General features: G+C 57.6%; 25 protein-coding genes. 15 read left to right on the forward strand and 10 right to left on the reverse strand.

What is annotated here, in order from left to right; genetic code table 11:
• From MWU39_RS13995 to MWU39_RS14010, 4 genes are all read right to left on the reverse strand, one after another.
• Window positions 1-531: a hypothetical protein gene (locus tag MWU39_RS13995; protein ID WP_247160866.1), complete on the reverse strand. Its 531-nt coding sequence runs from the start codon at window positions 529-531 to the stop codon at window positions 1-3.
• A 5-nt stretch (window positions 532-536) separates the two neighbouring features.
• Complete coding sequence (clpA, locus tag MWU39_RS14000) at window positions 537-2936, reverse strand: ATP-dependent Clp protease ATP-binding subunit ClpA (protein ID WP_247160868.1); 2400 nt, start codon at window positions 2934-2936, stop codon at window positions 537-539.
• 115 nt (window positions 2937-3051) lie between these two features.
• Entirely contained in the window at window positions 3052-3675 is a 624-nt protein-coding gene (locus MWU39_RS14005) for a hypothetical protein (RefSeq protein WP_247160869.1), read from the reverse strand.
• On the reverse strand, window positions 3672-3875 hold the full coding sequence (locus tag MWU39_RS14010; RefSeq protein WP_247160870.1) for a DUF1192 domain-containing protein: 204 nt from the start codon (window positions 3873-3875) through the stop codon (window positions 3672-3674). The genes MWU39_RS14005 and MWU39_RS14010 overlap by 4 nt, the downstream gene beginning before the upstream one ends.
• A gap of 135 nt (window positions 3876-4010) precedes the next feature.
• Between MWU39_RS14010 and MWU39_RS14015 the strand changes: the two genes are divergently transcribed.
• Together MWU39_RS14015 and MWU39_RS14020 are read left to right on the forward strand one after the other, a co-directional pair.
• Window positions 4011-4997 carry an NAD(P)H-quinone oxidoreductase gene (locus MWU39_RS14015; protein ID WP_247161116.1) on the forward strand — a complete coding sequence of 329 codons (987 nt, stop codon included), beginning with the start codon at window positions 4011-4013 and terminating at the stop codon, window positions 4995-4997.
• Window positions 4990-5619, forward strand: a complete 630-nt coding sequence (locus MWU39_RS14020; protein WP_247160872.1) for a glutathione S-transferase family protein — start codon at window positions 4990-4992, stop codon at window positions 5617-5619. Before MWU39_RS14015 ends, MWU39_RS14020 begins: the two co-directional genes overlap by 8 nt.
• Before the next feature lie 23 nt (window positions 5620-5642).
• Here MWU39_RS14020 and MWU39_RS14025 read toward each other — a convergent pair whose 3' ends face one another.
• A complete protein-coding gene (locus MWU39_RS14025) occupies window positions 5643-6329 on the reverse strand; it encodes a hypothetical protein (RefSeq protein ID WP_247160875.1) in 687 nt (228 codons plus the stop codon).
• A gap of 217 nt (window positions 6330-6546) precedes the next feature.
• On the opposite strand from MWU39_RS14025, the gene MWU39_RS14030 reads away from it, so the two are divergent.
• Together MWU39_RS14030 and MWU39_RS14035 are read left to right on the forward strand one after the other, a co-directional pair.
• Window positions 6547-7362, forward strand: a complete 816-nt coding sequence (locus MWU39_RS14030; RefSeq protein ID WP_247160877.1) for a DUF1013 domain-containing protein — start codon at window positions 6547-6549, stop codon at window positions 7360-7362.
• A gap of 125 nt (window positions 7363-7487) precedes the next feature.
• Entirely contained in the window at window positions 7488-9152 is a 1665-nt protein-coding gene (locus MWU39_RS14035; protein WP_247160879.1) for a long-chain fatty acid--CoA ligase, read from the forward strand.
• An 84-nt stretch (window positions 9153-9236) separates the two neighbouring features.
• On the opposite strand, the gene MWU39_RS14040 is transcribed toward MWU39_RS14035, so the two are convergent.
• Together MWU39_RS14040 and MWU39_RS14045 are read right to left on the reverse strand one after the other, a co-directional pair.
• Entirely contained in the window at window positions 9237-9644 is a 408-nt protein-coding gene (locus tag MWU39_RS14040; protein ID WP_247160881.1) for a polymer-forming cytoskeletal protein, read from the reverse strand.
• Between the two features lie 4 nt (window positions 9645-9648).
• Complete coding sequence (locus MWU39_RS14045) at window positions 9649-10821, reverse strand: peptidoglycan DD-metalloendopeptidase family protein (protein ID WP_348646400.1); 1173 nt, start codon at window positions 10819-10821, stop codon at window positions 9649-9651.
• 301 nt (window positions 10822-11122) lie between these two features.
• On the opposite strand from MWU39_RS14045, the gene MWU39_RS14050 reads away from it, so the two are divergent.
• From MWU39_RS14050 to MWU39_RS14085, 8 genes are all read left to right on the forward strand, one after another.
• Window positions 11123-12403: a glutamate-5-semialdehyde dehydrogenase gene (locus MWU39_RS14050; RefSeq protein WP_247160884.1), complete on the forward strand. Its 1281-nt coding sequence runs from the start codon at window positions 11123-11125 to the stop codon at window positions 12401-12403.
• 18 nt (window positions 12404-12421) lie between these two features.
• Window positions 12422-13063, forward strand: coding sequence for a nicotinate-nucleotide adenylyltransferase (locus tag MWU39_RS14055; protein ID WP_247161120.1), 642 nt, complete (start codon window positions 12422-12424; stop codon window positions 13061-13063).
• A gap of 90 nt (window positions 13064-13153) precedes the next feature.
• Complete coding sequence (gene rsfS / locus MWU39_RS14060; RefSeq protein WP_247160889.1) at window positions 13154-13582, forward strand: ribosome silencing factor; 429 nt, start codon at window positions 13154-13156, stop codon at window positions 13580-13582.
• A 242-nt stretch (window positions 13583-13824) separates the two neighbouring features.
• Complete coding sequence (locus MWU39_RS14065) at window positions 13825-14247, forward strand: 23S rRNA (pseudouridine(1915)-N(3))-methyltransferase RlmH (RefSeq protein ID WP_247161121.1); 423 nt, start codon at window positions 13825-13827, stop codon at window positions 14245-14247.
• A 4-nt stretch (window positions 14248-14251) separates the two neighbouring features.
• Window positions 14252-15502, forward strand: coding sequence for a peptidoglycan DD-metalloendopeptidase family protein (locus MWU39_RS14070; RefSeq protein ID WP_247160890.1), 1251 nt, complete (start codon window positions 14252-14254; stop codon window positions 15500-15502).
• A gap of 131 nt (window positions 15503-15633) precedes the next feature.
• Complete coding sequence (locus tag MWU39_RS14075; protein ID WP_247160893.1) at window positions 15634-16971, forward strand: S41 family peptidase; 1338 nt, start codon at window positions 15634-15636, stop codon at window positions 16969-16971.
• Between the two features lie 19 nt (window positions 16972-16990).
• Entirely contained in the window at window positions 16991-17461 is a 471-nt protein-coding gene (locus tag MWU39_RS14080) for a disulfide bond formation protein B (RefSeq protein WP_247160895.1), read from the forward strand.
• Window positions 17458-17979: a demethoxyubiquinone hydroxylase family protein gene (locus MWU39_RS14085; RefSeq protein ID WP_247160896.1), complete on the forward strand. Its 522-nt coding sequence runs from the start codon at window positions 17458-17460 to the stop codon at window positions 17977-17979. Before MWU39_RS14080 ends, MWU39_RS14085 begins: the two co-directional genes overlap by 4 nt.
• 118 nt (window positions 17980-18097) lie before the next feature.
• Here MWU39_RS14085 and MWU39_RS14090 read toward each other — a convergent pair whose 3' ends face one another.
• Window positions 18098-19441, reverse strand: a complete 1344-nt coding sequence (locus MWU39_RS14090) for a nucleotide sugar dehydrogenase (protein ID WP_247160906.1) — start codon at window positions 19439-19441, stop codon at window positions 18098-18100.
• Window positions 19442-19615: 174 nt separating this feature from the next.
• Between MWU39_RS14090 and MWU39_RS14095 the strand changes: the two genes are divergently transcribed.
• Window positions 19616-20194, forward strand: coding sequence for a hypothetical protein (locus tag MWU39_RS14095; RefSeq protein WP_247160909.1), 579 nt, complete (start codon window positions 19616-19618; stop codon window positions 20192-20194).
• Window positions 20195-20204: 10 nt separating this feature from the next.
• Here MWU39_RS14095 and MWU39_RS14100 read toward each other — a convergent pair whose 3' ends face one another.
• Together MWU39_RS14100 and MWU39_RS14105 are read right to left on the reverse strand one after the other, a co-directional pair.
• Window positions 20205-21218 carry an SDR family NAD(P)-dependent oxidoreductase gene (locus tag MWU39_RS14100; RefSeq protein WP_247160911.1) on the reverse strand — a complete coding sequence of 338 codons (1014 nt, stop codon included), beginning with the start codon at window positions 21216-21218 and terminating at the stop codon, window positions 20205-20207.
• 35 nt (window positions 21219-21253) lie between these two features.
• Window positions 21254-22552 carry a sugar transferase gene (locus MWU39_RS14105; protein ID WP_247160914.1) on the reverse strand — a complete coding sequence of 433 codons (1299 nt, stop codon included), beginning with the start codon at window positions 22550-22552 and terminating at the stop codon, window positions 21254-21256.
• 222 nt (window positions 22553-22774) lie between these two features.
• Here MWU39_RS14105 and MWU39_RS14110 point away from each other — a divergent pair, with 222 nt between their 5' ends.
• Both MWU39_RS14110 and MWU39_RS14115 read left to right on the forward strand, forming a co-directional pair.
• Window positions 22775-23773: a GDP-mannose 4,6-dehydratase gene (locus MWU39_RS14110; RefSeq protein ID WP_247160917.1), complete on the forward strand. Its 999-nt coding sequence runs from the start codon at window positions 22775-22777 to the stop codon at window positions 23771-23773.
• Between the two features lie 34 nt (window positions 23774-23807).
• A complete protein-coding gene (locus MWU39_RS14115; protein WP_247160919.1) occupies window positions 23808-24614 on the forward strand; it encodes a hypothetical protein in 807 nt (268 codons plus the stop codon).
• The last annotated feature ends 16 nt before the right edge of the window (window positions 24615-24630 follow it).

The raw sequence follows: 24630 nt of genomic DNA on the forward strand, positions 1-24630 counted from the left end.
TTAGTTGCGTTTGCGGGCCTCTAAATGCCCAAAACAGGCCGCTTCTTCCGAAAGCTTGATAGAAGCTGGATTGGAGCGTGCGATCATGCTTGGCCACATGCACATATGCAGTGCTTTCGTGTCAGCGTCGGTCAAGACTGCAAAGCCGAACTCGTCCTTTGGGTAGGACGCGGGGTCGGTGGTGCTGCCCATGCAATCCGGCAGCCCATTCCCGGTTTGCGCTGTGGTGATCAGCCAGTGATACCCATCATCGCGCTTTTCAACACGCCACTGATTTACAATCCGCTGCTGACCGCTTTGAATTCTGCCGACGCCGCTCCCATCGAATTCCCAGATTTCGGTGCATTCCGGCGCGCCATCGGTTCCAATTTTTCGACTTATGAAGGTCCATGTCTTCACAGACGAAAGCCGCTCGAACAGCGCTTTGGCAGTAGGACTGGTGCCGTGCGCCAACGCAAGAGAAGGCTGGCTGAGTAAACCCAGACTGCCTGCCGCCAAAGCAAACTTCCAGCGACCAGAGGGATGCGCCAAAGAGATCAGCTCTCTTTGTCGCTATCTGACGCTTCGGGATTGGTATCACCCGTATCCTTTGCCGGGGGCGTTTTCTTTGCGGCGGGCTTTTTCTTCGCCGCCGGTTTGCGCTTTGGCTTGGCCTTGGGCGGGGCCGGCGTTAGCTCGAAACTGGGCTTGCCATCCTTCACCGTGACATGAACCTCGCCGCCATCGGCGAGCTTACCGAACAGCAATTCTTCGGCCAGCGGCTGCTTGATCTTGTCTTGGATCAAGCGACCCATCGGACGTGCGCCATAGAGCTTGTCGTAGCCTTTTTCGGCCAGCCAATCGCGGGCATCGCCATCGAATTGAATGTGGACGTTCTGTTCGGCCAGCTGGAGTTCGAGCTGCAGGATGAACTTGTCGACCACACGCGCAACTGTGCTCTTGCCGAGATAGGCAAATGGCACGATCGCATCGAGACGGTTGCGGAATTCCGGCGTGAACATCTTTTTGACCGCTTCGGCGCCTGCATCTTCTTTCGACACATCGCCAAAGCCGATGCCTTGGCTGGCCATCATGGATGCACCGGCATTGGTCGTCATGATGAGCACGACATTGCGGAAATCGACTGTTTTGCCGTGATGGTCGGTCAGACGGCCATTATCCATCACCTGAAGCAGGATGTTGAACAAGTCGGGGTGCGCTTTCTCGATCTCGTCGAGCAGCAGCACACAATGCGGGTTCTGATCGACCGCATCGGTCAGCAGGCCGCCCTGATCATATCCGACATAGCCCGGAGGCGCACCGATCAGGCGCGAAACGCTGTGGCGCTCCATATATTCGGACATGTCGAAGCGTTTCAGCTCGATGCCCATGATCGACGCGAGTTGGCGCGCAACCTCTGTCTTGCCGACGCCGGTCGGGCCGCTGAACAGGAACGAGCCGATGGGCTTGTCCGGATCTCGCAGACCAGCACGCGACAGCTTCATTGCTGTGGCGAGGCGAGTGATCGCTTCGTCCTGACCAAACACGACGTGTTTTAGATCACGGTCGAGGTTTTGTAGCGCCGCCTTGTCATCCTTGCTGACCGATTTCGGCGGGATACGGGCCATCGTCGCGATGACTTGCTCGATCTCGCGCGCGGTGATTTTCTTTTTGCGGCGGCTGGGCGGGACCAGCATCTGCATCGCACCAACTTCGTCGATCACGTCGATAGCTTTGTCGGGCAGTTTGCGATCATTGATATAGCGCGCCGACAATTCGACGGCGGTTTTCAGCGCGTCGGGTGTGTATTTCACACCGTGGTGATCTTCGAACGCGGTGCGGAGGCCTTTGAGGATTTTGATCGTGTCCTCAATCGTTGGCTCGTTCACATCAATTTTCTGGAACCGGCGCAGCAGCGCGCGATCCTTTTCGAAGTGATTGCGGAATTCCTTGTAGGTGGTCGAGCCGACGCAGCGGATCGTGCCGCCGGACAACGCTGGCTTTAGCAGGTTGGACGCATCCATTGCCCCGCCGCTGGTCGCGCCAGCACCGATGACGGTGTGAATCTCGTCAATGAAGAGCACCGCGTGCGGCATCCCTTCGAGTTCGGTGACGACCTGTTTAAGTCGCTCTTCAAAATCGCCGCGATAGCGCGTGCCTGCAAGCAGAGCGCCCATATCGAGCGAGTAGATAACCGCCTCATTCAGGACTTCGGGCACATCGCCTTCGACGATTTTGCGCGCGAGACCTTCTGCAATCGCTGTTTTACCAACGCCGGGATCGCCAACATAAAGCGGGTTGTTTTTCGACCGGCGGCAGAGGATCTGGATCGTCCGGTCCACTTCTGGCCCGCGACCAATCAGCGGATCGACTTTGCCGTCTTCGGCTTTCTTGTTGAGATTGACGGTAAACTGGTCGAGCGCGGTTTCTTTCTGCTTGCCACCGTCTTTGGTCGCTTCGGCGGTCTCGCCCGCATTCTCGTCTGCACCGGTCGGCTGGTTAGATTCGATCTGACGTCCGCCTTTGCCGATGCCGTGGCTGATAAAGCTCACCGCATCCAGACGGCTCATATCCTGCTGTTGCAGGAAATAGACCGCGTATGAATCACGCTCAGAGAACAGCGCCACCAGAACATTCGCGCCTGTCACCGTATCCTTGCCCGAGGATTGAACGTGCAGGATTGCGCGCTGGATCACCCGCTGGAAACCGGCGGTCGGCTGCGGATCGGCGTCTTCCTCAGTCTTCAGCGACTGGTATTCCTGATCCAGATATTGCTTCACGACATCGCCCAGCTCGGCGAGGTCCACACCGCACGATGCCATTACAGCGGCGGCATCCTCATCATCGATCAATGCGAGCAGCAGGTGCTCTAGCGTCGCATATTCGTGGCGACGTTCGGACGCATTGCCGAGCGCATTGTGGAGGGTCCGTTCGAGATTTTGGGCAAAACTGGGCATTAGGGAGTCTCTTTGAGAGTGCGGAATTGGCCGCGGGAATCGGGGCCATATGAGAGGTACGATAAACTATATGGTATGGTCGCAAACAATTGCGAGACCGTTTGCGGCTGTGTGGTCATTTTGCGCAGGCCCCTCCAATATGGGATGGCAAAGGCCACGTGACGATTAAGCTCGGGTAAGGGGCATCGCCGGTATCTTTGGCATCGAATACCGGTTTCTCCCCAAATCGTGCTGCTATCTGGTTAGTCTCTGAGGTGTCCAAGATTGCTCCAGTGAGACGTCCTTTGTTGACTATCAGCGCCATGTCGCTGTGGCCTTCTACCAACCAAACGTGCTCGCGATTGCGCAGCCCCGTGTGGTGAATGATCCGATCGTAATATCCGATCATTGTTGCTGTGATGCCGCTGTGTTCAATTTGGGTGCCAATTTCTGCATGGCGAACGCACTGGCGCGGCCAGATCATCGCCAATTGTGACGCTTCCTCGCAATCGGGGCGCGGCGGAACGTAACCATTGACGCTTTTGCAGACCGAGCGGATGCAATGCATCGTCTCGTCAGAGCAGTTCGCGATCCGCATGACGGATTGCCCACTTTCTCCGATGTAATACGCCCGCCCGCTGCGCAGGTCTATCTCAAGCGCTGGCAGAATGGTGTACCGTTCATGCGAGAAGTTTTGAGCAGGCGTGTTTGCGGGCAGCAAGATTGCGGCCACGGCCAGAAATGCCAGCCGAAACCTCAAGTGGGCTTCCCGCCGAACAAAGCATCTGCGGCGGCTCTGTGCGCGGAGGCTTTATCGCGGTGCGTTTCGACCCGTGTGATCTCGGCTTTGAGTAGCGCCACACGTTCGTCCAGTTCATGCCGAGAATAGGGGGCAAGGTCTTCAGCTGCGAGCTTGCTCGCGGCATCGCCTTTCGGGCGGGGAAGGTCGCCGTCGTCCATAATTATGTAACATCCAATCCTACTGGCTTGCTGTCAATGCGCATGCTGGGTATTCGTCGCATTGCATTGCACCAAGTGCGATCAAACGGGGCAGTCTTGATGGTGGAAAAGCAGAATCCGGTGTTGCCGGAAACGATGTCGGCTATTGGTTTTACTGCGCCGGGCGGGCCGGAAGTGCTTGCGGCAGAGCAGATCGCAGTGCCGATTGTCGGTGACAGTGATGTCTTGATCCGGGTGGCCTATGCGGGCGTCAACCGGCCCGATTGCATCCAGCGCGCCGGGCACTATCCGGCTCCTCCCGGAGCTTCGCCAGTGCTTGGCCTTGAAGTATCCGGCGAAGTGGTTGCTGTTGGCAGCGACGTTCCCGATGAAATGCTGGGCCAGAAAGTGGCCGCTCTCACACCGGGTGGTGGATACGCCGAATATTGCACCGCGCCGTGGAACCACTGCTTGCCTATCCCCGAAGGACTCGATCTGAAATCAGCGGCTGCGCTGCCCGAGACGCTGTTCACGGTGTGGCATAATGTGTTCGAGCGCGGCATGGCGCGCGATGGCGAGCGGTTGCTCGTCCATGGCGGCACAAGCGGGATCGGGACGATGGCGATCATGCTTGCCAAAGCGTTCGACATCGAAGTGATCGTGACCTGCGGCGACGAAGCCAAATGCGAAGCAGCGCGCAAAGTCGGCGCGGATCTGGCGATCAATTACCGTGAGAGTGATTTTGTCGAAGCGGTGAAGCAGCATACCGGCGGTGAAGGCGTGAACATCGTGCTCGATATGGTGTCGGGCGATTATGTGCCGCGCAATTTGCAATGTCTTGCCGAAGATGGCCGCCATGTCACCATCGCCGTGCTGGGCGGAGCGAAGGCGGAACTGTTCATTCCAATGGTGATGATGCGTCGGCTCACGCTGACCGGATCGACGCTGCGCCCGCGCTCCGACGCTTTCAAAGCGGCGCTGGCGGATGAAATCGCGGCGAACGCATGGCCCTTGTTTACAAGCGGCGAGCTGGCTCCGATCATGGATCAGACATTTCCGCTCGCCGAGGCTGCTTCAGCCCATGCCCGGATGGAAGCGGGCGAACATATCGGCAAGATCGTGCTAAAGGTCGCTGATGACTGAGCGTTACACCCTTCACGAAGATCCCTGCAGCGGGAATTGCTACAAGATCAAACTGACTGCCGCGCTGTTGAATATCCCGATCGAGACGAAGCAATATGATATTCTCGCCGGAGAAACGCGGACAGAAGACTTTCTGGCGAACGTAAATTTGAACGGTCGCATTCCCGTTCTGCAAATCGACAATGACGCCGAAACCCGCTTTCTGCCAGAAAGCAATGCGGTCTGCTGGTATCTGGCGCATGGTTCGCCATTAATCCCGCAAGACCGGCTCGGTCAGGCCGATATGCTGCGCTGGATGTTCTTTGAGCAATACAACCACGAACCCAATGTCGCGACACTTCGTTTTTGGAAGCGGTTCGTGGGTGAAGCCAATCTCTCAGACCGGCAGGTTGCGCAAATCGAAACTAAGCAAGCCGCTGGCAATGATGCGCTGCGCGTGATGGACGAACATTTGGCGGGCCGCGCTTTTCTAAGCGGTGATAGCCTGTCGCTCGCGGATATCGTGTTGTTTCCCTACACCCATCTCGCGGAAGAGGGCGGATTTGCCCTACGCGGTTTCCGGCATCTGCGGGCATGGATTACGCGGATCGAAGCCTTGCCCGGTTTCGTGCCAATGGGCTGAACGCCCCTCGCGTGCAGTGACTGTTACGAACCGTCGCCCCAGCCGCCGCCCTCTGACATGTCTTCTTCGTAAGAATAGCTGTCTTGTGCGGCATCGTCATATGCCCAGCTGGTCTCGCCAGAATCGCCGCCCCAATCATCCGTAGTGGATGACCAGCTTGCCTGAGCCGCTTCGCTAAGATGCCGCTGATACAGCGCTGTGGTTGCCAGCTCTTCAAACTGTTCGAGGTCTTGCATGCCAATCGCGGCAAGTGAGATCACCTCGGCAACCTCTTCCGCCGAACCAGCGGTTGACCGGCCCTTTTCGATATCCCTGTCCCAGCTCCGCATCGCGAAACGAAGGGCCTTTTCGATTTCGGGCTCCGACAAGTATTCTGTGCCCGCTGCAGTCTCCCGGGTGACCATTGGCAGGTCTACTGTCACATCGATTGTGGTCCGACCAGCGGACTCTTCGGTCATATGAAACAGAAATTCACCAGAATCGCCGCCGGGATTTGGCAGCGTGTAGCGGACAGCGCGGAAGTCCTCGCCTGTTTCGCGTGTGATTTTGACGGGGCGGACACCAGCGGCACTGGTCAGGCTGTTGGGGTTCAGCTGGGTAAAGGCCTTCGCCACCCGCTCTGAAGACGCGTCTACTTTCACGACAAAGTCTTTTCCGCCGCAAGCGGTGAGCAGTGGAATCGCGAGAATTGGCAGAACTTTGCGAAACATGATGATGTACCCTGAACAAACCCTTTGGAATTGAGCGGTTTAGGCCATTCAACTTAAGGAATAATTGAGAGCAGGTCGCGATTATTCATCACGAGAGTGCGGCCCGCCTGCTGTCAGTTCCGCTTTCGCTTGCCCAACGCGGCCCTTTGCCCTATCTGCGAGAGTGCAATGGCCGCTCCGAAAGGGGCGGCCCTTCTATTTTTTACGGAGTTTTCCTATGGGCCAGCCCACACCGCTGATGCCACACGCAACCGCCACTTGGCTGGTTGACCACACTGGTCTTTCGTTCGAGCAGATCGCCGAATTTTGCGGAATTCACATTCTCGAAGTTCAGGCGATGGCCGATGATCTTGCAGGCAGCAAATACACAGGCCGCGATCCGGTGCATGCTGGCGAACTGACACTCGAGGAAATCGAGTTGGGTCAGGCGGATGAGAACTACTCGCTCAAAATGCACAAAGCACCGGTTGAAGTGACCCGCACCAAGGGGCCGCGTTACACGCCGGTTTCAAAACGTCAGGACAAGCCGGATGGTATCGCTTGGGTTCTGCGCAATCACCCAGAAGTATCGGACGCTCAGATCGGCAAACTGATCGGTACCACGCGCAACACAATCGGCGCGATCCGTGAGCGCTCGCACTGGAATATCCAGAACATCCAGCCGAAAGATCCCGTCACTCTTGGCCTGTGTTCGCAGCGCGAGCTTGATGCTGTCGTTGCCAAGGCCGCCAAGCGCGCCGGAATCACCGAGGAAGTTGAAGCGGTCGAAAACGCCGATGCCCGGAGTGACAAGGACAAGCTGATCGACGAGCTGCGTGCAGAGCGCGAAGCAAACGTCAAAGCAGCCGCCGAAGCCGCTCAGGAAGCCGAAGCCGAAGCATGGCTGACCGCCAAGCGTGAAGCGGAAGAAAGCGGCGAAGACATTATCGATCCGGAAAGCGGTTTCAAAGATACGGCGGAAGAGGCGGCACCAGAAGTCGCCGCTGAAGAAGCCGTAGAAGCACCTGAAGAAGACGGCGAAACTCCGGCCTGATTTTGGGACTAGGCCGCGGGGCGATTCCTCGTGGTTTTCCTACCGTTTGCAGACGAACTGAATTCTCGCATTTTGCGGATCAGTTTTGCTTGTGAAAAATCGGGCGATCGGCCATGTCTACTGACATGAATGTCAATAAAGCTTCCTATCACCACCCCACCCCTTGGGATGCCGAGTTTGAATTGATGAGCCTGCCTGAAATGTTCAGGCGGACCGTCGCGCACGATTCCAATGCGCCTTTCCTCCATTTCCTCGGCCGAACCTATTCCTACGGTGAAATGTATGACGAGGCGCAGCGCTTTGCGGCTGGTCTAGCAGAGATGGGCGTGAAAAAGGGTGACCGCGTAGGCTTGTTCCTGCCCAACGTCCCCATTTACGCCTCGGCCTATTACGGCGCGATGATGGCGGGCGCGGTGGTCGTGAATTTCTCGCCGCTCTATTCGGTGGAAGAGCTTTCGTGGCAGGTTGGCGATAGCGGCACGCGCGTTCTGGTAACGCTCGATGTGCCCGAACTTTATGGCACTGCTTCCGAAGTGTTGAGCGAATCCGATCTGGAGACCCTGATCGTCGGGCGCCTGTCCGATATGCTGCCTTGGATCAAAGGCACAGCGCTGAAACTGCTAAAGCGCAGCCAAATTGCCACGGTCGGCTACGGCCCGCGTATCAAGGCCTGGAACGATTGCACGCCTGCAAAGCCCGCGCCTGACATTGCTATCGATGCCGCTGAAGATCTGGCTTTGCTGCAATACACTGGCGGCACGACCGGCCGGCCCAAAGGCGCGATGCTTGGGCATAGCCAGCTTACGATGAACGCTCAGCAAGTCGCCGCAATCAACCCGTTCGGAAACCCGCGCGAAGAAGTGTTTATGGGCGCGCTGCCGTTCTTCCATGTTTTTGCGAACACTGCCTTGCTCAACCATGCTGTCGCCAGCGGTGCCTCGATTGCGATGGTTCCGCGCTTTGAAACCAAGCAAGTCCTGCAAACCATCGAGAAATATAAAGCGACCGGATTTCCGGGCGTGCCAACGATGTTTCAGGCGATGCTTGACCATCCCGATCTTTCGAAGACCGACCTATCGTCTCTAAAAGTCTGCATTTCCGGCGGTGCGCCTATGCCAGCGCCCGTCCATACAAAGTTTGAGGACGTCACCGGAGTGCGCGTGGTCGAAGGATACGGCCTGACCGAAAGCGCGGGTGTTGTGTCGGTCAATCCCTACGAAGGAACACGCAAAAAGGGCACGATCGGTCAGCTTGTCGCGGGCACGGAGATCGTATTGCTCGACAAGGAAGACCCGACCAGGCTTGCCTCCGAAGGTGAGCCGGGTGAACTGGCGATCCACGGCCCGCAGATCATGCGCGGATATTGGAACAAGCCTGATGTCGCCGATGAGACATTCGTGACGCGCGATGGCAAGAAATGGCTCCGTACCGGAGACGTCGCGGTCATGGATGAAGACGGCTTTCTCGCGATTGTTGACCGCATTAAAGATATGATCGCAGTTGGCGGGTTCAAAGTTTTCCCGAGCCAAGTCGAGGACGTCGTTCTGGAGCATGAATTGGTCAAAGAGGCGCTTGTTATCGGCGTTCCCGACGATTATCTCGGCGAGGTTCCGCGCGCCTATATAACGCTGGAACCCGATGCCGATATTGGCGCCGATGCATTGCGCGGATGGCTGAATGATCGGGTTGGCAAACACGAACGGGTCGATCAGATCGTGATCCGTGACGAACTGCCGAAGACCATTATCGGTAAGCTTGATCGGAAAGCGCTCCGCGCAGAAGTGCTCTGACGCTGCACATTAATGCCCCATAGAATCAGAAACGCCGCGAAACCCTAAGGTTCGCGGCGTTTTCTGTTCTGCCCGGCCTAGATTTTACTTGGCGATCTGCAATTCCGATTGCGCATCGGGCACCGCTGCGGGTTTCGACCCCGAGGCAGGCTTATCGGCTTCGCGGCGGCGGGCATTTGGGGCGAACCGTCCATCAACCTGCGCGCCTTGTTCGATAGTGAGCGCGTCATAATGGACGTCGCCTTCGATCTTGGCGGTTTTTAGGATAACCAGCTCTTTCGCTGTGATCGAACCGGTCACACGGCCCGCAAGACGAGCGGTATCAGCGGTAACGCCGCCATTGACCTGGCTACTTTCACCTTGGACGAGCGAAGCGCATTTGATGTCACCTTCGATCGCGCCATCTACGTGCAAGTCGGCAGAGGCGGTGATGTCGCCTTTGATATTGATATCGGAACCAATCACCGAAAATGTCGAATTGTTGTTGGCCATTGGCTTACTCACTGGTCGCGGGGTTGGAGCGGACCGATCCGGCTCCGCGGACTTCTTTGAGAACATCGGGGGCTGCCTCCAGAAACGGACGTGGATTGATCGCACGATCATTCATGCGAACTTCGAAATGCAAATGCGGGCCGGTCGAGCGACCCGTATTGCCGAGACCGCCAAGAGTGGCTCCGGCATCGACCGTTTGGCCGACCGTAACACCAAGGCGGGACATGTGCGCATAGCGGGTCATCAGGCCATTCTCATGCTTGATTTCAACCGTCTTGCCATAGCCGCCTTTCCAACCTGCAAACACAACCTCTCCAGAGGCTGCGGCATAGATGGGCGAACCATAGGCGCCTTTGAAATCGATGCCGTTATGCATCGCGCCGCCGCCATTGAACGGGTCACGGCGGTAGCCAAAGTTGGACGTGATCTTGGTCACGCTGGCAGGAACAACCTGCGGCACACCTTCGAGTGCACGCTCAAGAGCGTTCATGCGTGACAGGCTGAGGCCGAGACGTTCGAAGCGCGGATCGATTGAACCGTCAGCAGAAGTCGCGAGGACTTCGAACGGACCACCGACATTCGACTGTTCGACATTGGCAGCCATCGTGCGCGGATCGAGATTAAGCTTGCGCAAGGCGGCCTCTGCGCGCTGCGCCCGCCAGTCTGCAAAACGGGTCATCTTCTCGACGTAAGCGATCTGGCGTGCCTCGATTTCGGCAAGGCCGCGCGCTTCGGGGAAGAGTTCACCAATCTTCTCGACGGTTTCGGCGGTTTCTTCGGAACTGTCCGTAACATTGACACCGGCCTCACGGATTTCTTCCGGAAGCAAAGGCAGCATCGCATCGACCGCATCCTGACGCGCGGTAAGCTCATCGACGACGCGGCCCATATCGGAGCCATAGGCTTCAAGCCGCTCTTCTTTCGTCGCGATGTGGGCTTTTTCATCCTGGAACGATGCCAGATCAGCCTCGGCCTGGTATTTGTTCCAAGCCATCACACCCATCGAACTCGCCCAGACTAGGATCAGAGCCAGTACTGCTCCGGCGGCGCCCATTTGTAGGCGCGGGGAAATTTTGATGAATCGCACATGGCCTTGCGAGCGCATAAAAAATTCGCGCTCGGGGAACCACTCTTTGAGCCGATCACCCCACGGCTTAGCAGATTTGGATTTTGACAAGGCGGCCCCGGATTTTTTGATCTCGTGTTCTGACCGGGTGGTAACCGAGCAAAGGGAGGGGGTCGAATCCATGTATTCACGCTTCGGTTGAGCTGACTGCGATTCACGATGAGTCGTTCATTTGCCAGCAATCTGAGCGACGGAACCCCCATTTCATCCGGGATTGCAGCCAGTTTTTGGCGGTTTTTCGCGAATCTTGGCCGCTCGACGGATTCGATTCGCGCCATCACAAAACGCATCAATCACTTTGAGTTTAACCAAACGAATTGCGCCGCGCACACTAAGCCTCCACATAAACCGCATGACTGATCAACAAACCGTTCCTGTCGCGCTTGACGTCGAAGCATTGATAAAGCGGATTGCCGTTGAGGGGCGTTCAGCGCAGCGGCAGCTTGCCGCCATGCCGAGCGAAGCACGGGCTTCCGCTTTGATGTGTGCTGCGGCGCGCCTGAGGGCTGATAGCGCGTCGATTCTGGAGGCAAACGCGAATGACCTCGCCGCGGCGCGAGAGAATGGCCTTTCGCGCGCTATGCTTGATCGGTTGGCCCTAGATCCAGAGCGTCTTGAAAGTGTCGCAGCGGGTGTGGAAGCCGTTGCCAGCCTCCCTGACCCTGTCGGGCAAGTGATCGACTCTTCCCGGCGGCCCAATGGCCTCAAAATGTCGCGGATTCGCGTGCCGATTGGCACTATCGGGATTATCTACGAAAGCCGCCCAAATGTGACGGCAGATGCGGCGGCCCTGTGCGTGCGTGCAGGTAACGCAGCGCTCCTTCGCGGGGGCAGCGAGGCCGTGCATTCAAACCGCGCGATCCTTGCTGCATTGACGGCGGGCCTCGAAGAAGGCGGAGTGCCAAAAGCTGCGGTGCAATTGGTTCCGACGCAGGACCGGGCTGCGGTTGGTGCGATGCTGACGGCTTCTGGTTTGATCGACATGATCGTCCCGCGCGGCGGGAAGAGTCTGGTGGCGCGCGTGCAGTCGGACGCGCGCGTTCCTGTGCTTGCCCACCTCGACGGGATCAACCACACCTACATTCATTCCGCCGCCGATCCGCGGATGGCGCAGGAAATCGCGCTGAATGCAAAGATGCGCCGGACTGGCATTTGCGGGGCGATGGAAACCCTGTTGATCGATACCAGTTTTGAAGCCGCAGATGCGCTGGTATCGGCTTTGCTTGATGCGGGATGCGAGTTGCGCGGTGATGGGCGGGCTCAAGCGCTTGATGCTCGTATAACCCGTGCCAGCGCAAATGATTGGGACACCGAATATCTCGACGCCGTGCTGTCCGTAGCGATAGTCGATGGTCTGGATAAAGCGCTGGAGCATATTGCGCGGCATTCTTCTGCGCATACTGACGTCATTGTGACGTCAGATGCTGCTGCTGCGGAGCAGTTTTTGACCCACGTCGACAGCGCAATTGTCATGCACAATGCCTCTTCGCAATTTGCCGATGGCGGGGAGTTCGGCCTCGGCGCGGAGATTGGCATTGCGACAGGCCGCCTGCATGCGCGTGGGCCGGTAGCGCTCGAAGGATTGACCACCTATAAGTGGATTGTGAGAGGGACCGGACAGGCGCGTCCCTGATACCGGAGACCCACGCTGATCCGCACCGGACTTCTTGGAGGCAGCTTCAATCCTGCGCATGGCGGCCATCGCCGAATCACACGCTTTACAATTGATGCGCTGGGTCTGGACGAGGCGTGGTGGCTGGTTTCACCTGGGAACCCGCTAAAGCCCAAAGCTGGTATGGCGCCCTTATCCGCACGGCTTAAATCTGCCGAAGTTCAGGCGCGCCGCGCGCCGATTGTGCCAACCGCGATCGAGCAGCATTTGGGCACCCGCTACACCGTGAACACCTTGGCCAAGCTCAAACGGCGATACCCCAAGCGCGAATTTGTGTGGCTGATGGGGTCCGACAATTTGGCCGATTTTCACCGCTGGAAAGACTGGCGCAGGATCGCGCGAATGATGCCGATTGCGGTCATCGCAAGGCCCGGCTATAACGCGGATGCTTTGGCGAGCCCCGCCATGGCATGGCTCAGGCGCTATACCGTGTCTGCCGCCACATTCCGTAACACGGGGCAATGGAGCGCACCGGCACTGGTGTTTTTGCGTTTCGATCCAGACCCACGCTCTGCCACGGCCATTCGCCGGGGCAACGCAGATTGGGCCTTGCAATATCGAGGTGCACCGGCGCGCGATCGGCTGACTTTCAGACACGTACAATCAAGTGAGGCTTCATGAGCCGCTGTTCCGGCGCTCAATCCCCTTATCTTGCTAAACGGCCTGCACAGCCCCATTTTCACAGCATATTCAGGAGCTATTTCTTAGCCTATGACACAGGCACAATCCGCCTCGGCCAATGCCGGAGCATCCACCAACAGAGCAGTACAATCGATGGCAGCAGCTAATATGGCCAAACACGAACTTCACGATCTGGTTTTGAGCCAGCTGGACGATGATCAGGCGCAGGAAATCGTCTCGATCCCGCTCGAAGGAAAAAGCTCGGTTGCCGATTTTATGGTGATCGCGAGCGGCCGTTCGACGCGTCAGGTCGCCTCCATCGCGCAAAAGCTTGCCGAAACGGTCAAACATGCCGGCCACGGTCCTGCGCGGATCGAAGGCCTGCCGCAGGCTGACTGGGTGCTGGTCGATGCCGGAGATGTGGTCGTGCACCTTTTCCGCCCGGAAGTGCGCACGTTCTACAATCTGGAACGCATGTGGTCATTCGAAGGCGGCGAACCGCAGCAGGGAAGAGCGTAGTTTTCTTTTTTACGCCCTCAGACGCCGGGCGCGGGCCATCCGGCCCGCTTGGCTTCCTCGCATAAGCTCGGGCGGCCATTCGGCCTTGCGAAACCTATTGGTTTCGAACTAGCGCGAAAGGTGAGGTAAAGCTGCGGAGCACGGCGCGCAGCGCCGCAAGGGCGACCGCCCGCCCGCAGGGCCGTGAGGCCCGAGGACGTCGCGCGCCGGATGGCGCGCACAAAACAAAAGGAACCCAGACAATCCTTCTTCACGTCATCGCTCGCGGTAAGATTGCCCGCTCGCCCGAGGCTGATCTGGTTGCGCGGTATGAGAAACGGCTGACATGGCCGGTGAAGCTAACCGAACTGCCCGAAACAGGCGGCAAAATCCCTGATCCACAAGCGCCATACAAAGCCGTGCTTTTGGATGAGCGCGGGAAAGCGATGCCGTCTGAAAAGCTTGCGACAACTTTGGGTCGCTGGCGTGATGATGGCATGCGCGAAACCCGCTTTGTCCTGGGCGCGGCGGATGGCCATTCCGATGCAGAGCGAGCGGAAGCTGACCTGTTGCTCGCTTTCGGTCCGGCGACTTGGCCGCATCTGATGGCGCGCGCGATGTTGATGGAACAGCTCTACCGCGCGACAAGTATCCTTGCAGGACATCCCTATCATCGGGCAGGGTAGGATCATGGCGAGATCCACCGTGCCATTTGCCATTTTTGCTTGCGCTGCGCTGATCGCGGTGGGCGCCTTTGTGCCTATGGGAATAGCGCAGCGTGATGTTGGCGTGATGGAGCCTGATGAAGCGCAAGCACAGCTTGAAAGGGCCACACGCGAAGGCCAGCGCGCAGAGGCCCGGGCCGAGCGGCTTGCTCGCGAGGCCGAAAATGCGAGCGAGGCGGCAGACAAAACCGCGCGTGAGATCGCGTCGATGGCGGCGCGAATTCAGCGCGCTGAAGCCGATATTGCAGCGGCCCGGGCTCGTTATTCGCTCGCGCAGACCGACCGGGCTGCTTTGTCCGACCGATTGTCCAAACGCCAGGAACCGCTCGTGCGGCTTACAGGCGCGCTGCAGACCACTGCGCGCCGTCCGCTATCGTTGTCTGCGCTGCAGCCAGGATCGTTGAAAGATCTAGTCTATGTCCGCGCGGTGCTCGACAGCGCGGTACCGCAAATTCGCGAGCGCACTGCGGCATTGCGCGGCGAGCTCGAAGAAGGTCGCCGGCTGGAACGGCGGGCGGCAAGCGCGCTCGAAAATCTGCGGCTTAAGGAGCAAGAACTGCAAGGCAAGCGCGAAGAGCTCGCCAGCCTCGAAGCGCAGCAAAGGCTGGCCTCACGAGATGCTCGCAGCAGTGCAACTCGGGAAAGCGAACGGGCGCTTGCCTTGGCCGAAGAGGCGCGTGATCTTGACGGGCTGATGGGGGACATAGACGCCGCAGCGGGATTGCGCCGCGAACTGGCTGCGCTCTCTGGCCCGGTTATGCGCCCGGCAAACTTGGGTGGCGGGTCGGCCAGCACGGTTCCGACCACACCTGATCCAACGCCTTCCGCGACACCTACAACGGCCTCGGTTCCGCCGCGTGATTTCCAATTGCCTGTTCAGGGTCGCACAATCGCCGGGTTCGGCGAGGAGCGTGATAGCGGCCTGCGCAGCACCGGCGTTTCGCTTGCTCCGGTCGCTGGCGCACAAGTCGTATCGCCTGCATCGGGCCGTGTGGCTTTCGCGGGGCCTTACCGCGGATATGGTAGCATTGTGATTATCGAGCATCCAGGCGGGTGGACCAGCCTTGTCACAGGTCTTGCCCGAATCAATGCCGAGGTCGGCGATGAAGTGATTGGCGGAAGCCCGCTGGGCGTGGCCGCGACCGAAGAACCTTCGATCACAATCGAGCTAAGGCGCGATGGTGAGGCGGTCAATCCGCTGCAATTCCTCAGATAGTCGGACGGTCTTGTTCATTCGCAGAGGATCGATTGCCCCGTCGCGGGACGGGTTTATGCCCGCGGAATAGTTATCTGGCATTCAGATTGCGCCTACTATACCCATTGGCCTGAGAAGGAGCCGTGAGTCATATGAAGATCGCTGCATTGTTGCGCAACACCGCCTTGGTCGCCGCTGGCGCCATTTTGGCAACCACCACAACCGTCGTCGCTCAGGGTGACGCACGCGGCGATCCTGAATTTGCCAAAGTCTTTGCGGTCTACCAACGGATCAAAACCAGCTATGTCGAGCCGGTTGATGATGAGGTGCTGACGCGTGGCATGATCGACGGAATGCTCACCGCGCTCGATCCGCATTCGGGCTATCTTGATGGCAGTGCGCTTCAGCGGCTCAACACCATGATTGACGGCAATTATTCGGGTCTCGGCCTTTCTGTCGTGATGGAAGACGGAGCTGTTAAAGTTATTTCGCCGTTCAAGGGTAGCCCGGCTGACAAAGAAGGCATCAAGGCGGGTGATTTCATCACGCATCTGAATGGTGAGCTGATTGTTGGGGGCGATCTGGATGATGCGGTTGCGCGGATGCGCGGCAAAGCCGGCACATCGATTGACCTGACCATTTTCCGTCCGGGCCGCGAAGTGCCGTTGGAACTGACAGTGACACGCGGCGTAATCGAGCTTGAGCCCGTCACTTTCGAGCTGTCTTCTGGCAATATCGGCGTCATCACAGTTAACGAATTCTCTGCCGATGTCGGTGCGGATGTGTTCCGCGCATGGACCAAAATTCAGGAAGAGGCGACGGGCCGCGTTGGCGGATTGGTGCTCGATCTTCGTTCGAATCCGGGCGGTTCGCTCGATGAAGCAGTCGCGCTTTCCGATCTGTTCCTCGACGAAGGCCGGATCGTATCGCAGCGCGGTCGCGCCCGCGGCGAAACGCTGCTCTATGATGCGGAAACCGTATTCCGCGGCGATATGGCCGAAGATGTTCCTGTTATTGTTTTGATCGATGCAGGCTCCGCGTCTGCGTCTGAAATCGTGGCAGGCGCTTTGCAAGATCATCGCCGCGCTCTCGTTATGGGTGAGCGCAGCTTTGGCAAAGGGTCGGTTCAATCGCTACTGCCGCTTGGCCGCGATGCCGCGCTTAAGCTGACGACGGCGCGCTACTTCACGCCGAAAGGCAATTCGGTGCAGGAAGGCGGGATCAAACCCGATATCACTGTGCCCCAGATCAGCGATCCGGACCTTGCTCTGCGCCAGAAATATCTGACCCGTGAAAGCGATTTGCGCGGGCACTTGGTCAACGAGCTGGGTGTGAAAGACGAAGAGATGGAGCTCGATCAGATCGATGATCCGCGCTTCAAACTCACTTCCGAACAGCTTGAAGAGGCCGGTATCGAAGATTTCCAGCTGCACTACGCACTCGAAACGCTTCGCCGGACGACCAAGAGTTCGGTGGCGCTGCGCAAGTAAGCATCCTAGATAGTCAGGCATGACAGGTGTGAAGCAGGCCAAGCTGCTCGCCATAGCGATTCCTGCTGGATTGCTGGGCGGTGCATATATCTCCGAATACGGCTTCGGATTGTTCCCGTGCGAAATGTGCTGGTGGCAACGCTGGCCGCACTTCGCCGCATTGGGCACAGGCGTGCTCGCTTTGTTTCTGAAGCCGGCGCAGGTCTGGACCGCTTTGGCTGGCCTCGCGATCCTGACATCAGGTTTGATTGGCGGCTTTCATGCCGGTGTCGAATATGGCTGGTGGGAAGGCATCACAGGCTGCGCGACTTTGGGAAGCGCGGTTGATGTGATGGATCCGTCTGCGGCTCCGCTCATCCGCTGCGATGTCGCCCCGTGGAGCTTGTTCGGTATTTCTCTCGCGGGATGGAATTTCCTCTTCTCAACACTGGGCGGGATCGCCATCTTGGTCTTGAGCGTTAGAGGCTCAGGAAAAGAGAAAACGCTATGAACAAGCAAGAACTTCATCGGATGATCCGCGTCGATCAAGCGGGCGAGTTTGGTGCAACGCGCATCTATGAAGGCCAGCTTGCTGTGATGGGCGATCGCGGACCGCATTCTGCTGAGATCCGTCATATGGCTGAGCAGGAAGAGGTTCACCGCGCCAAATTCGACGCGCTGATGGCAGAGCGCGGCGTGCGCCCGACAGCGCTGCATCCGTTCTGGTCGGCGGCCGGCTACGCACTCGGCGCGGGTACAGCTCTGCTGGGTCCTGAGGCGGCGATGGCCTGCACTGCTGCGGTCGAAGAAGAGATCGACAAGCATTATTCTGAGCAGCTCGATCGGCTGGCCGAGGTGGATGCGGAGCCGGAACTTGCCGAAATGATCGAGACTTTCCGCGAGGAAGAGCGCGAGCACCGTGATGCGGCGCTCGCCAATGGCGCAGAGCAGGCGCCAGCCTATCCTTTGCTTTCAGGCGCGATCCGCCTGGGCTGCAAAATTGCGATCAAGGTCAGCGAGCGGGTTTAAAGGCTTTATTTATTCGCACGCCATCCGGCGCGCGATTTCCTCGCTTATGCTGCCTAACGGCCGCGTCGCTGCGGGCGGGCGGTTGCCCTTGCGGTCGCTCCTCGCGACCGGACCCATCCTACAAACTCCAGTACGTTAGTGTATCTGGCACGACTTCGCGATTTAGTGCGGACTTCACATCCACTATCACTCCGCCTTCTTTTACTCGCCGGACAAGAGCGGTCTGATCGGCGATGTATTCCTTGTGGTTCACCGCTAGAATAAGCGCGTCCAGCTCTGACAGGTCATCACACGGTGTCAGTTCGAGCCCGTATTCGCGGCTTGTCTCCTCAGACGAAGCCAATGGATCGGCGATCATCGGGTCCACGCCATATTCGCGCAGCTCGGCGATAATATCCGGCACTTTGGAATTGCGGATATCGGGCACGTCTTCTTTAAAAGTCAGCCCCAAAACACCGACGCGGGCATTGCACGGCGAAATGCCTTGGGCTGCGAGCAGTTTTACGGTCTTCTGCGCAACCGCCTCGCCCATCGAATCATTGATCCGGCGACCGGCAAGAATGACCTCCGGTCGGTAGTCGAGCCGTTCGGCGGCTGCAGTCAGATAATAGGGGTCCACACCGATACAGTGCCCGCCGACAAGGCCGGGCGTGAAGGGTAGGAAATTCCACTTGGTACCTGCCGCGGCCAAGACGTCACTCGTCCTGATGTCCATCCGGTCAAAGATCAGGGCTATCTCGTTCATCAGTGCAATGTTGAGATCGCGCTGAGTGTTTTCGATCACTTTGGCCGCTTCGGCGACCTTGATGCTGGGCGCTTCGTGCAGGCCCACATCGACAATAGCGCTATAGATCGCGCGCATACGGGCCAGAGCATCGTCGTTTTCGGCAGCGATAATCTTTGTGATCGTTTCGAGCCGGTGGACGGTATCGCCCGGGTTGATCCTTTCGGGGCTATAGCCAAGCGCGAAGTCTTCGCCCTGTTTCAGGCGCGAATGTTCAGCGAGTAGCGGTCCGCAATATTCTTCGGTCGCACCAGGGAAGACAGTGGATTCGAACACAACCAGACCTCCCTTTTGTAGGCGGGGGCCGATGGTTTCGCACGCTTTGCGCAGCGGAGTGAGATCAGGGCGGCGCTCTTCGGTAATCGGTGTTGGCACCGTGACTATGAAAGCGGTTGCGCCGATCAGGCTGTCTGCGTCGTCTGTGACGTCAAGACCGCAAGCGGCGAGGCGTGCATCGTCAATTTCACGGGTGAAATCATGCCCGTCACGTAGTGTGCGGATCCGGTGCTCGGAAATATCAAAGCCGATCACATCGGTGCCATGGGGGCGGAGCCGCTCGGCCAAGGCGACTGCGACCGGGAGGCCAACATAGCCCAGACCGACTACGACAATGCGCTCTCGCTGCTGAGCGTGTGGTACATCACTGATACCAGTTGAGGGCTGAAATGGTGCGTTCATGCCCGCTGCCATGCGACAATATGCTCAACATATTGCTAACCATGGCGAAGATTTGCGTTCTGTCCGAGTGATTTGCCGCAATTCACGCTCAATTCACGGGCGAGTGACTATCGGCAAAGACATGTTAAAGCGTATGCAGCACGCGCTGCCCCGCTGAATTCAAGGAATATGACGATGACTAAGCTGTTCAACACCGCCGCCGCCGCACTTGGCCTTGCCTTTGTCGCGGCCAGCCCTGCCGCAGCGCAGGACAAGGCCGGCGACAAGGTCAATATGGTTATTGCCTATGACGAAAACGAATGCCCCGAAGCAGGTGAGAACGAGATCGTCGTTTGTGAAATTCTGGTCGAGGCCGAGCGGTACCGCATCCCATCAAATCTGCGGCAGAGCGATTCTCCGCAAAATACCGCCCGCCGCGGTGAAGTGGAAACACTGCGCTATATCACGCAATCAGGCGCGATGAGCTGCAGCCCAGCCGGAGCCGGCGGTTTCACGGGTTGCACCCAGCAGTTTATCGACGCTGCATACGCTGAGAAAAGCGAAGCGGAGACCATTCGTTTCGGCCAGCTGATCGAACAGGCCCGCCAGGAACGCCTTTCAACGATCGATGAAGATGCTGCTGCTGAACAGGGCCGGGTCGAGCAGATCGAGCGTGAATATCTCGAGCGGCTGGAGCGTGAACGCAATCAACCGCTGCCCGGTGAAGAAGAAGTCCCTGCAATCGGACCGAAAGCCGAAGAGCCTGAAGGCTGAGCGCTAGCGCTTAGATCGCGTAATAGTCGCGGTACCATGCAACGAACTGACGGATGCCTTCCCGAACATTGGTTTCAGGCGTGTAGCCAGTCAGTTCCTGAAGCAAAGTCGCATCGGCCCATGTTGCAGGCACATCGCCTTTTTGCATCGGCATGAAGTTCTTGATCGCCTCGCGCCCGCATTCGGCTTCGATTGCGCTGATATAGTCCATCAGGCGGACTTTTTCGCTGTTGCCGATATTGACGATACGCCACGGCGCAACCGGCGATAGGCTATCGTGCTCGCCAATGTCTTCTGCGCTATCGGGCCGCTCTGGTGCAGCGTCGATCAACAACCGGATTCCGCGCACCAGATCAGTGACGTAGGTGAAGTCGCGGAACATCTCGCCATTGTTGTAAATGTCGATCGGGGTGTTTTCGAGGATACCCTTGGTGAATTTGAACAGGGCCATATCCGGCCGGCCCCACGGGCCGTAGACTGTGAAAAAGCGGAACATGGTGGTCGGCATATTCCAAAGATGGGCATAGGAATGCGCCATCGCTTCGTTCGCCTTTTTCGTAGCGGCATAGAGCGTGAGCTGCGTGTCGCATTTCTCACGCTCGTTAAACGGCATCTCTTCGTTTGCGCCGTAGACCGAGCTGGTGGATGCCATCAAAAGGTGATCGACGCCCAGCTCGCGCGCGCATTCCATAACGTTGAATGTGCCGGTGACATTGGCGTCCATGTAAGCGCGCGGGTTTTCTAGGCTGTAGCGAACGCCTGCCTGCGCTGCGAGATGGACTATGATGTCTGGCTTTTCCTGCAGTGCAAATTCACGCAGGGTCTCGAAATCCTCAAGCATCCCGACTTTGGCTTTAAAATGCTGATTTTGCATCAACATTTGGTGGCGGCGCTCTTTCAAGCGGACATCGTAATAGTCGGTAAGCCCATCAAAACCGACCACGCGGAAACCCTCTGCCAAAAGCAGTTTTGCGAGGTGAAAGCCGATAAACCCGGCGGTTCCGGTGATGAGTACAGTGCGCAAGGAATGGGTCTCGTTTCTAGCCTAGCGGATACGCGTCATTTCGCGCCGGTGCCAGTCAGTATGACGCGGAATGTCTTCAAAACGATTAGGAAATCGAGCCAAAGCGAGATGTTTTTGACGTAGTAGAAATCAAACCGCAGTTTCGCGTTTACGTCCGATACATCGGTCACGTGACCCTGTGTCACTTGCGCCCAGCCGGTAACACCGGGCCGAACGATATGACGATAGGAATAAAACGGAAGCTCGGATTCGTACCACTTCGAGAGCGATTTTGCCTCAGGCCTAGGGCCGATCCAGCTCATTTCCCCGCGCAAGATGTTAAACACCTGCGGCAGTTCGTCGATGCGAGTCTTGCGCAGGAAACGACCCAGACGGGTGATGCGGTCATCGTCCGATTTGGTCATCGCATCATTGCGCTGATCTGTTTCATCTTCAATCGGCCCGCGCGGACGCATGGTGCGAAACTTGATCATTTTGAAGGACCGTCCGCGAAACCCTACGCGCTCTTGCAGAAAGATCGGATTGCCTGCGGAATCGAGCCGGATCAGGATCGCGATAACAACGAATGCAATCGATAAAAACGGGAGCAACACGAGCGAGCCGAGGACGTCGATCGCGCGCTTTGTGGTCATGTAGGGCACGTTGGGAATCAGCGACCCAAGGTCGTTTTCCGCGAGGTGCGTGATTTTGACCTGGCCGCTCTGCATCTCGGCCACCTGCCGATAGTGATACACCGGAACACCAGCGAGCGCGGCTTTAGCAAACAGCCGCTCCCATTCATCCGGATGGTCATAATGGAGATCGGCGACAAGGGCGGCATTCAGACGCCCTGCCTGAACCAGACTTTCCAACTCGATCAAACTGGGAGCAGGGATGTACTGGCCTTCAATGCGAATTTCGGACGACCGCCCACCGCCAACGATAAAATGCGGGCGGCGAAGGCGGCGATTATACGCCGTGAAAACATAGCTGACGACGATGGTGGCGGCTGTTCCGACGCCAAATAGCGGGATCGAATAGCTGGCGCGGAGCAGCGCAATCACTCCAAGCGCCCCGCCGAATGCCAGAAAGCTGATCGGGAACACATATGAAAGCGCCCGTGCTTTTGCATATTCGCGCAACCGTGTGAGGGCATACCAGGAAAGGCAAGCGGCAAATCCCAGAGCATAGAGCGTGTTGATCAGGAAATAGGACGTGATTGAATTGCCGACGGCCAGCCACGCAAGAGTAGGAGTCAGCAACGCCGCAGCTAGAAACATTGCTAGCTGAAAATTGCGATCCAGCAGCAGCAGGCTGCCCGACTGTTTCGGCTTGGCTACGGTGTTAATGAACATGTTTGCCTGTCCTCGGCACACCGGACGATGGGTTCGGGCATCCGGCTACAGACAAGCACGCCATTGTGCAAGGGTGCGAAACAGTGAATTTCGGTGTCGCTTCGGTGGTCTTTGCCCGTCGCTCGTCCGTCTTGAAATCGGAAGAATGTTGATCTCGCGTTGAAACAGGCTATGCCGCCGCCAACCGTTTAGAGCGCGTCCCGCATTGCCGAAGCAATGCTGATGAGCAGGAGTTCCAGCGTTTCCATTATGAGCAAACGAGCACTTATCTGCGGCATTTCCGGTCAGGATGGCGCGTATCTGGCGAAATTGCTGGTCGAGAACGGTTATGAGGTGTTCGGCACCTCGCGCGATGCCGAGCGATCGGAATTTTCCAATCTCGCAAAATTGGGCGTGAAAGATCAAGTAACACTGCGATCAATGTCTCTGGCTGATTTTCGCAGCGTGCTTTCGACTGTTGCGGCTGTCGAGCCAGACGAGATCTACAACCTTGCCGGCCAAAGCTCGGTTGGATTGTCTTTCGAACAGCCGGTCGAGACGATGGAAAGCATCAGTCTCGGGGTTCTTAACCTGCTTGAGGTTATTCGTTTTACTGGCGGCAGGGCGCGCCTCTATAATGCCGGATCAAGCGAGTGTTTTGGCGATACTGGCGAAGTGCCGGCCAATGAAGAAACACCGTTTCGCCCACGCAGCCCATATGCTGTGGCCAAATCTGCCGCGCATTGGGCGGTCGCCAATTACCGCGAAGCGTACGGGATTTACGCCTGCAATGGCATTCTGTTCAATCACGAAAGCCCGCTCAGGCCGGCACGTTTTGTAACGAGCAAAATCATCCAGTCCGCCGTGGCAATCAAGCAGGGGCGCTTGGAGAAACTATCGCTCGGCAATATCGACATTGCCCGCGATTGGGGCAGCGCCCGCGAATATGTCGAAGCGATGTGGAAGATGCTGCAGCAGGATCAGCCTGATGATTTTGTGATCGCCACCGGGCAGACCAGCACGCTGGCGGAGTTCCTCGCGGCGGCTTTTGACGCTGTCGAGCTGGATTGGCAGGATTATGTCGAGTTTAACAAAGCGTTCGCGCGCCCGTCAGACATCCGCTTTAGCGGAGCCGATCCGAGCAAGGCTGCGCGTGTTCTCGGCTGGTCGGCCCAGAGCAAAATGCGTGATGTTGTAAATGAAATGGTCGCCGCGGAATTTGAGCGGCACTCCAATCAATAGAAATTCCCATCTCTCCTCAAGGGACTGATAAATAATGCTTAAAGAGTTCATCAAGAAAGTTGGTATGGCCGTCGCGCCTGAGCTGACTCTGGAATTGTTGTCCGCCCGTTCGCAGGCGTTGATCATCAAAATCGAACGTGAGACTGGCATGCTTGCATCCTCTCACAAGTTTGTAGAAAAATATGGCCGCACCGTCTTGCGCGGTCCGTTCAAAGGGCTTCGCTATTCAGAGCGTGTCTCGAAAGAGCGCAATCAGGTGCACCGCCTGGTCGGCAGTTACGAAAACGAGCTGTATGATTGGTGTGAAGAGATCATTGCAGCAAAGTATCCAGTGCTGCTCGACATCGGCACGGCAGACGGGTTCTATGCCGTCGGTTTCGCGCAGCGCATGCCGGAAACGCAGGTTATCGGCTTTGATACTGACAAATGGGCCCGCGCCGCGACGCAGGAGCTCGTTGACGAAAACGGCGTAACCAATGTCGAAGTCAAATCGATGTGCTCGCCTGAATGGCTCAATCAGAATTTGCAGCCAAACACGCTGATTTTCTCTGATTGCGAGGGATATGAGATTGTGATGTTCAATCTCGATCTGGTCCCAGCATTAATTGATTGCGACATGGTGATCGAATTGCACGAACGTCCGTCGCCTGACGTTGAGGATGTGCTGCGCGCTCGTTTTGCAAAGACGCACGACATTCGCCTTGCCACATATCTTGACCACGACCCTGCTGATTTTCCCGAGCTAGAACTGCTTGAGGAATCGAAGCGCGCGACAGCGATCAGCGAAGGCCGCGGCGGTCCGCAAAACATCCTCTTTCTGACCAGACGCCCACAATCGTGACGGTGCGCGGCGAAGC

Origin of the sequence: Erythrobacter sp. F6033 (assembly GCF_023016005.1) — a bacterium.
GTDB lineage: Bacteria > Pseudomonadota > Alphaproteobacteria > Sphingomonadales > Sphingomonadaceae > Erythrobacter.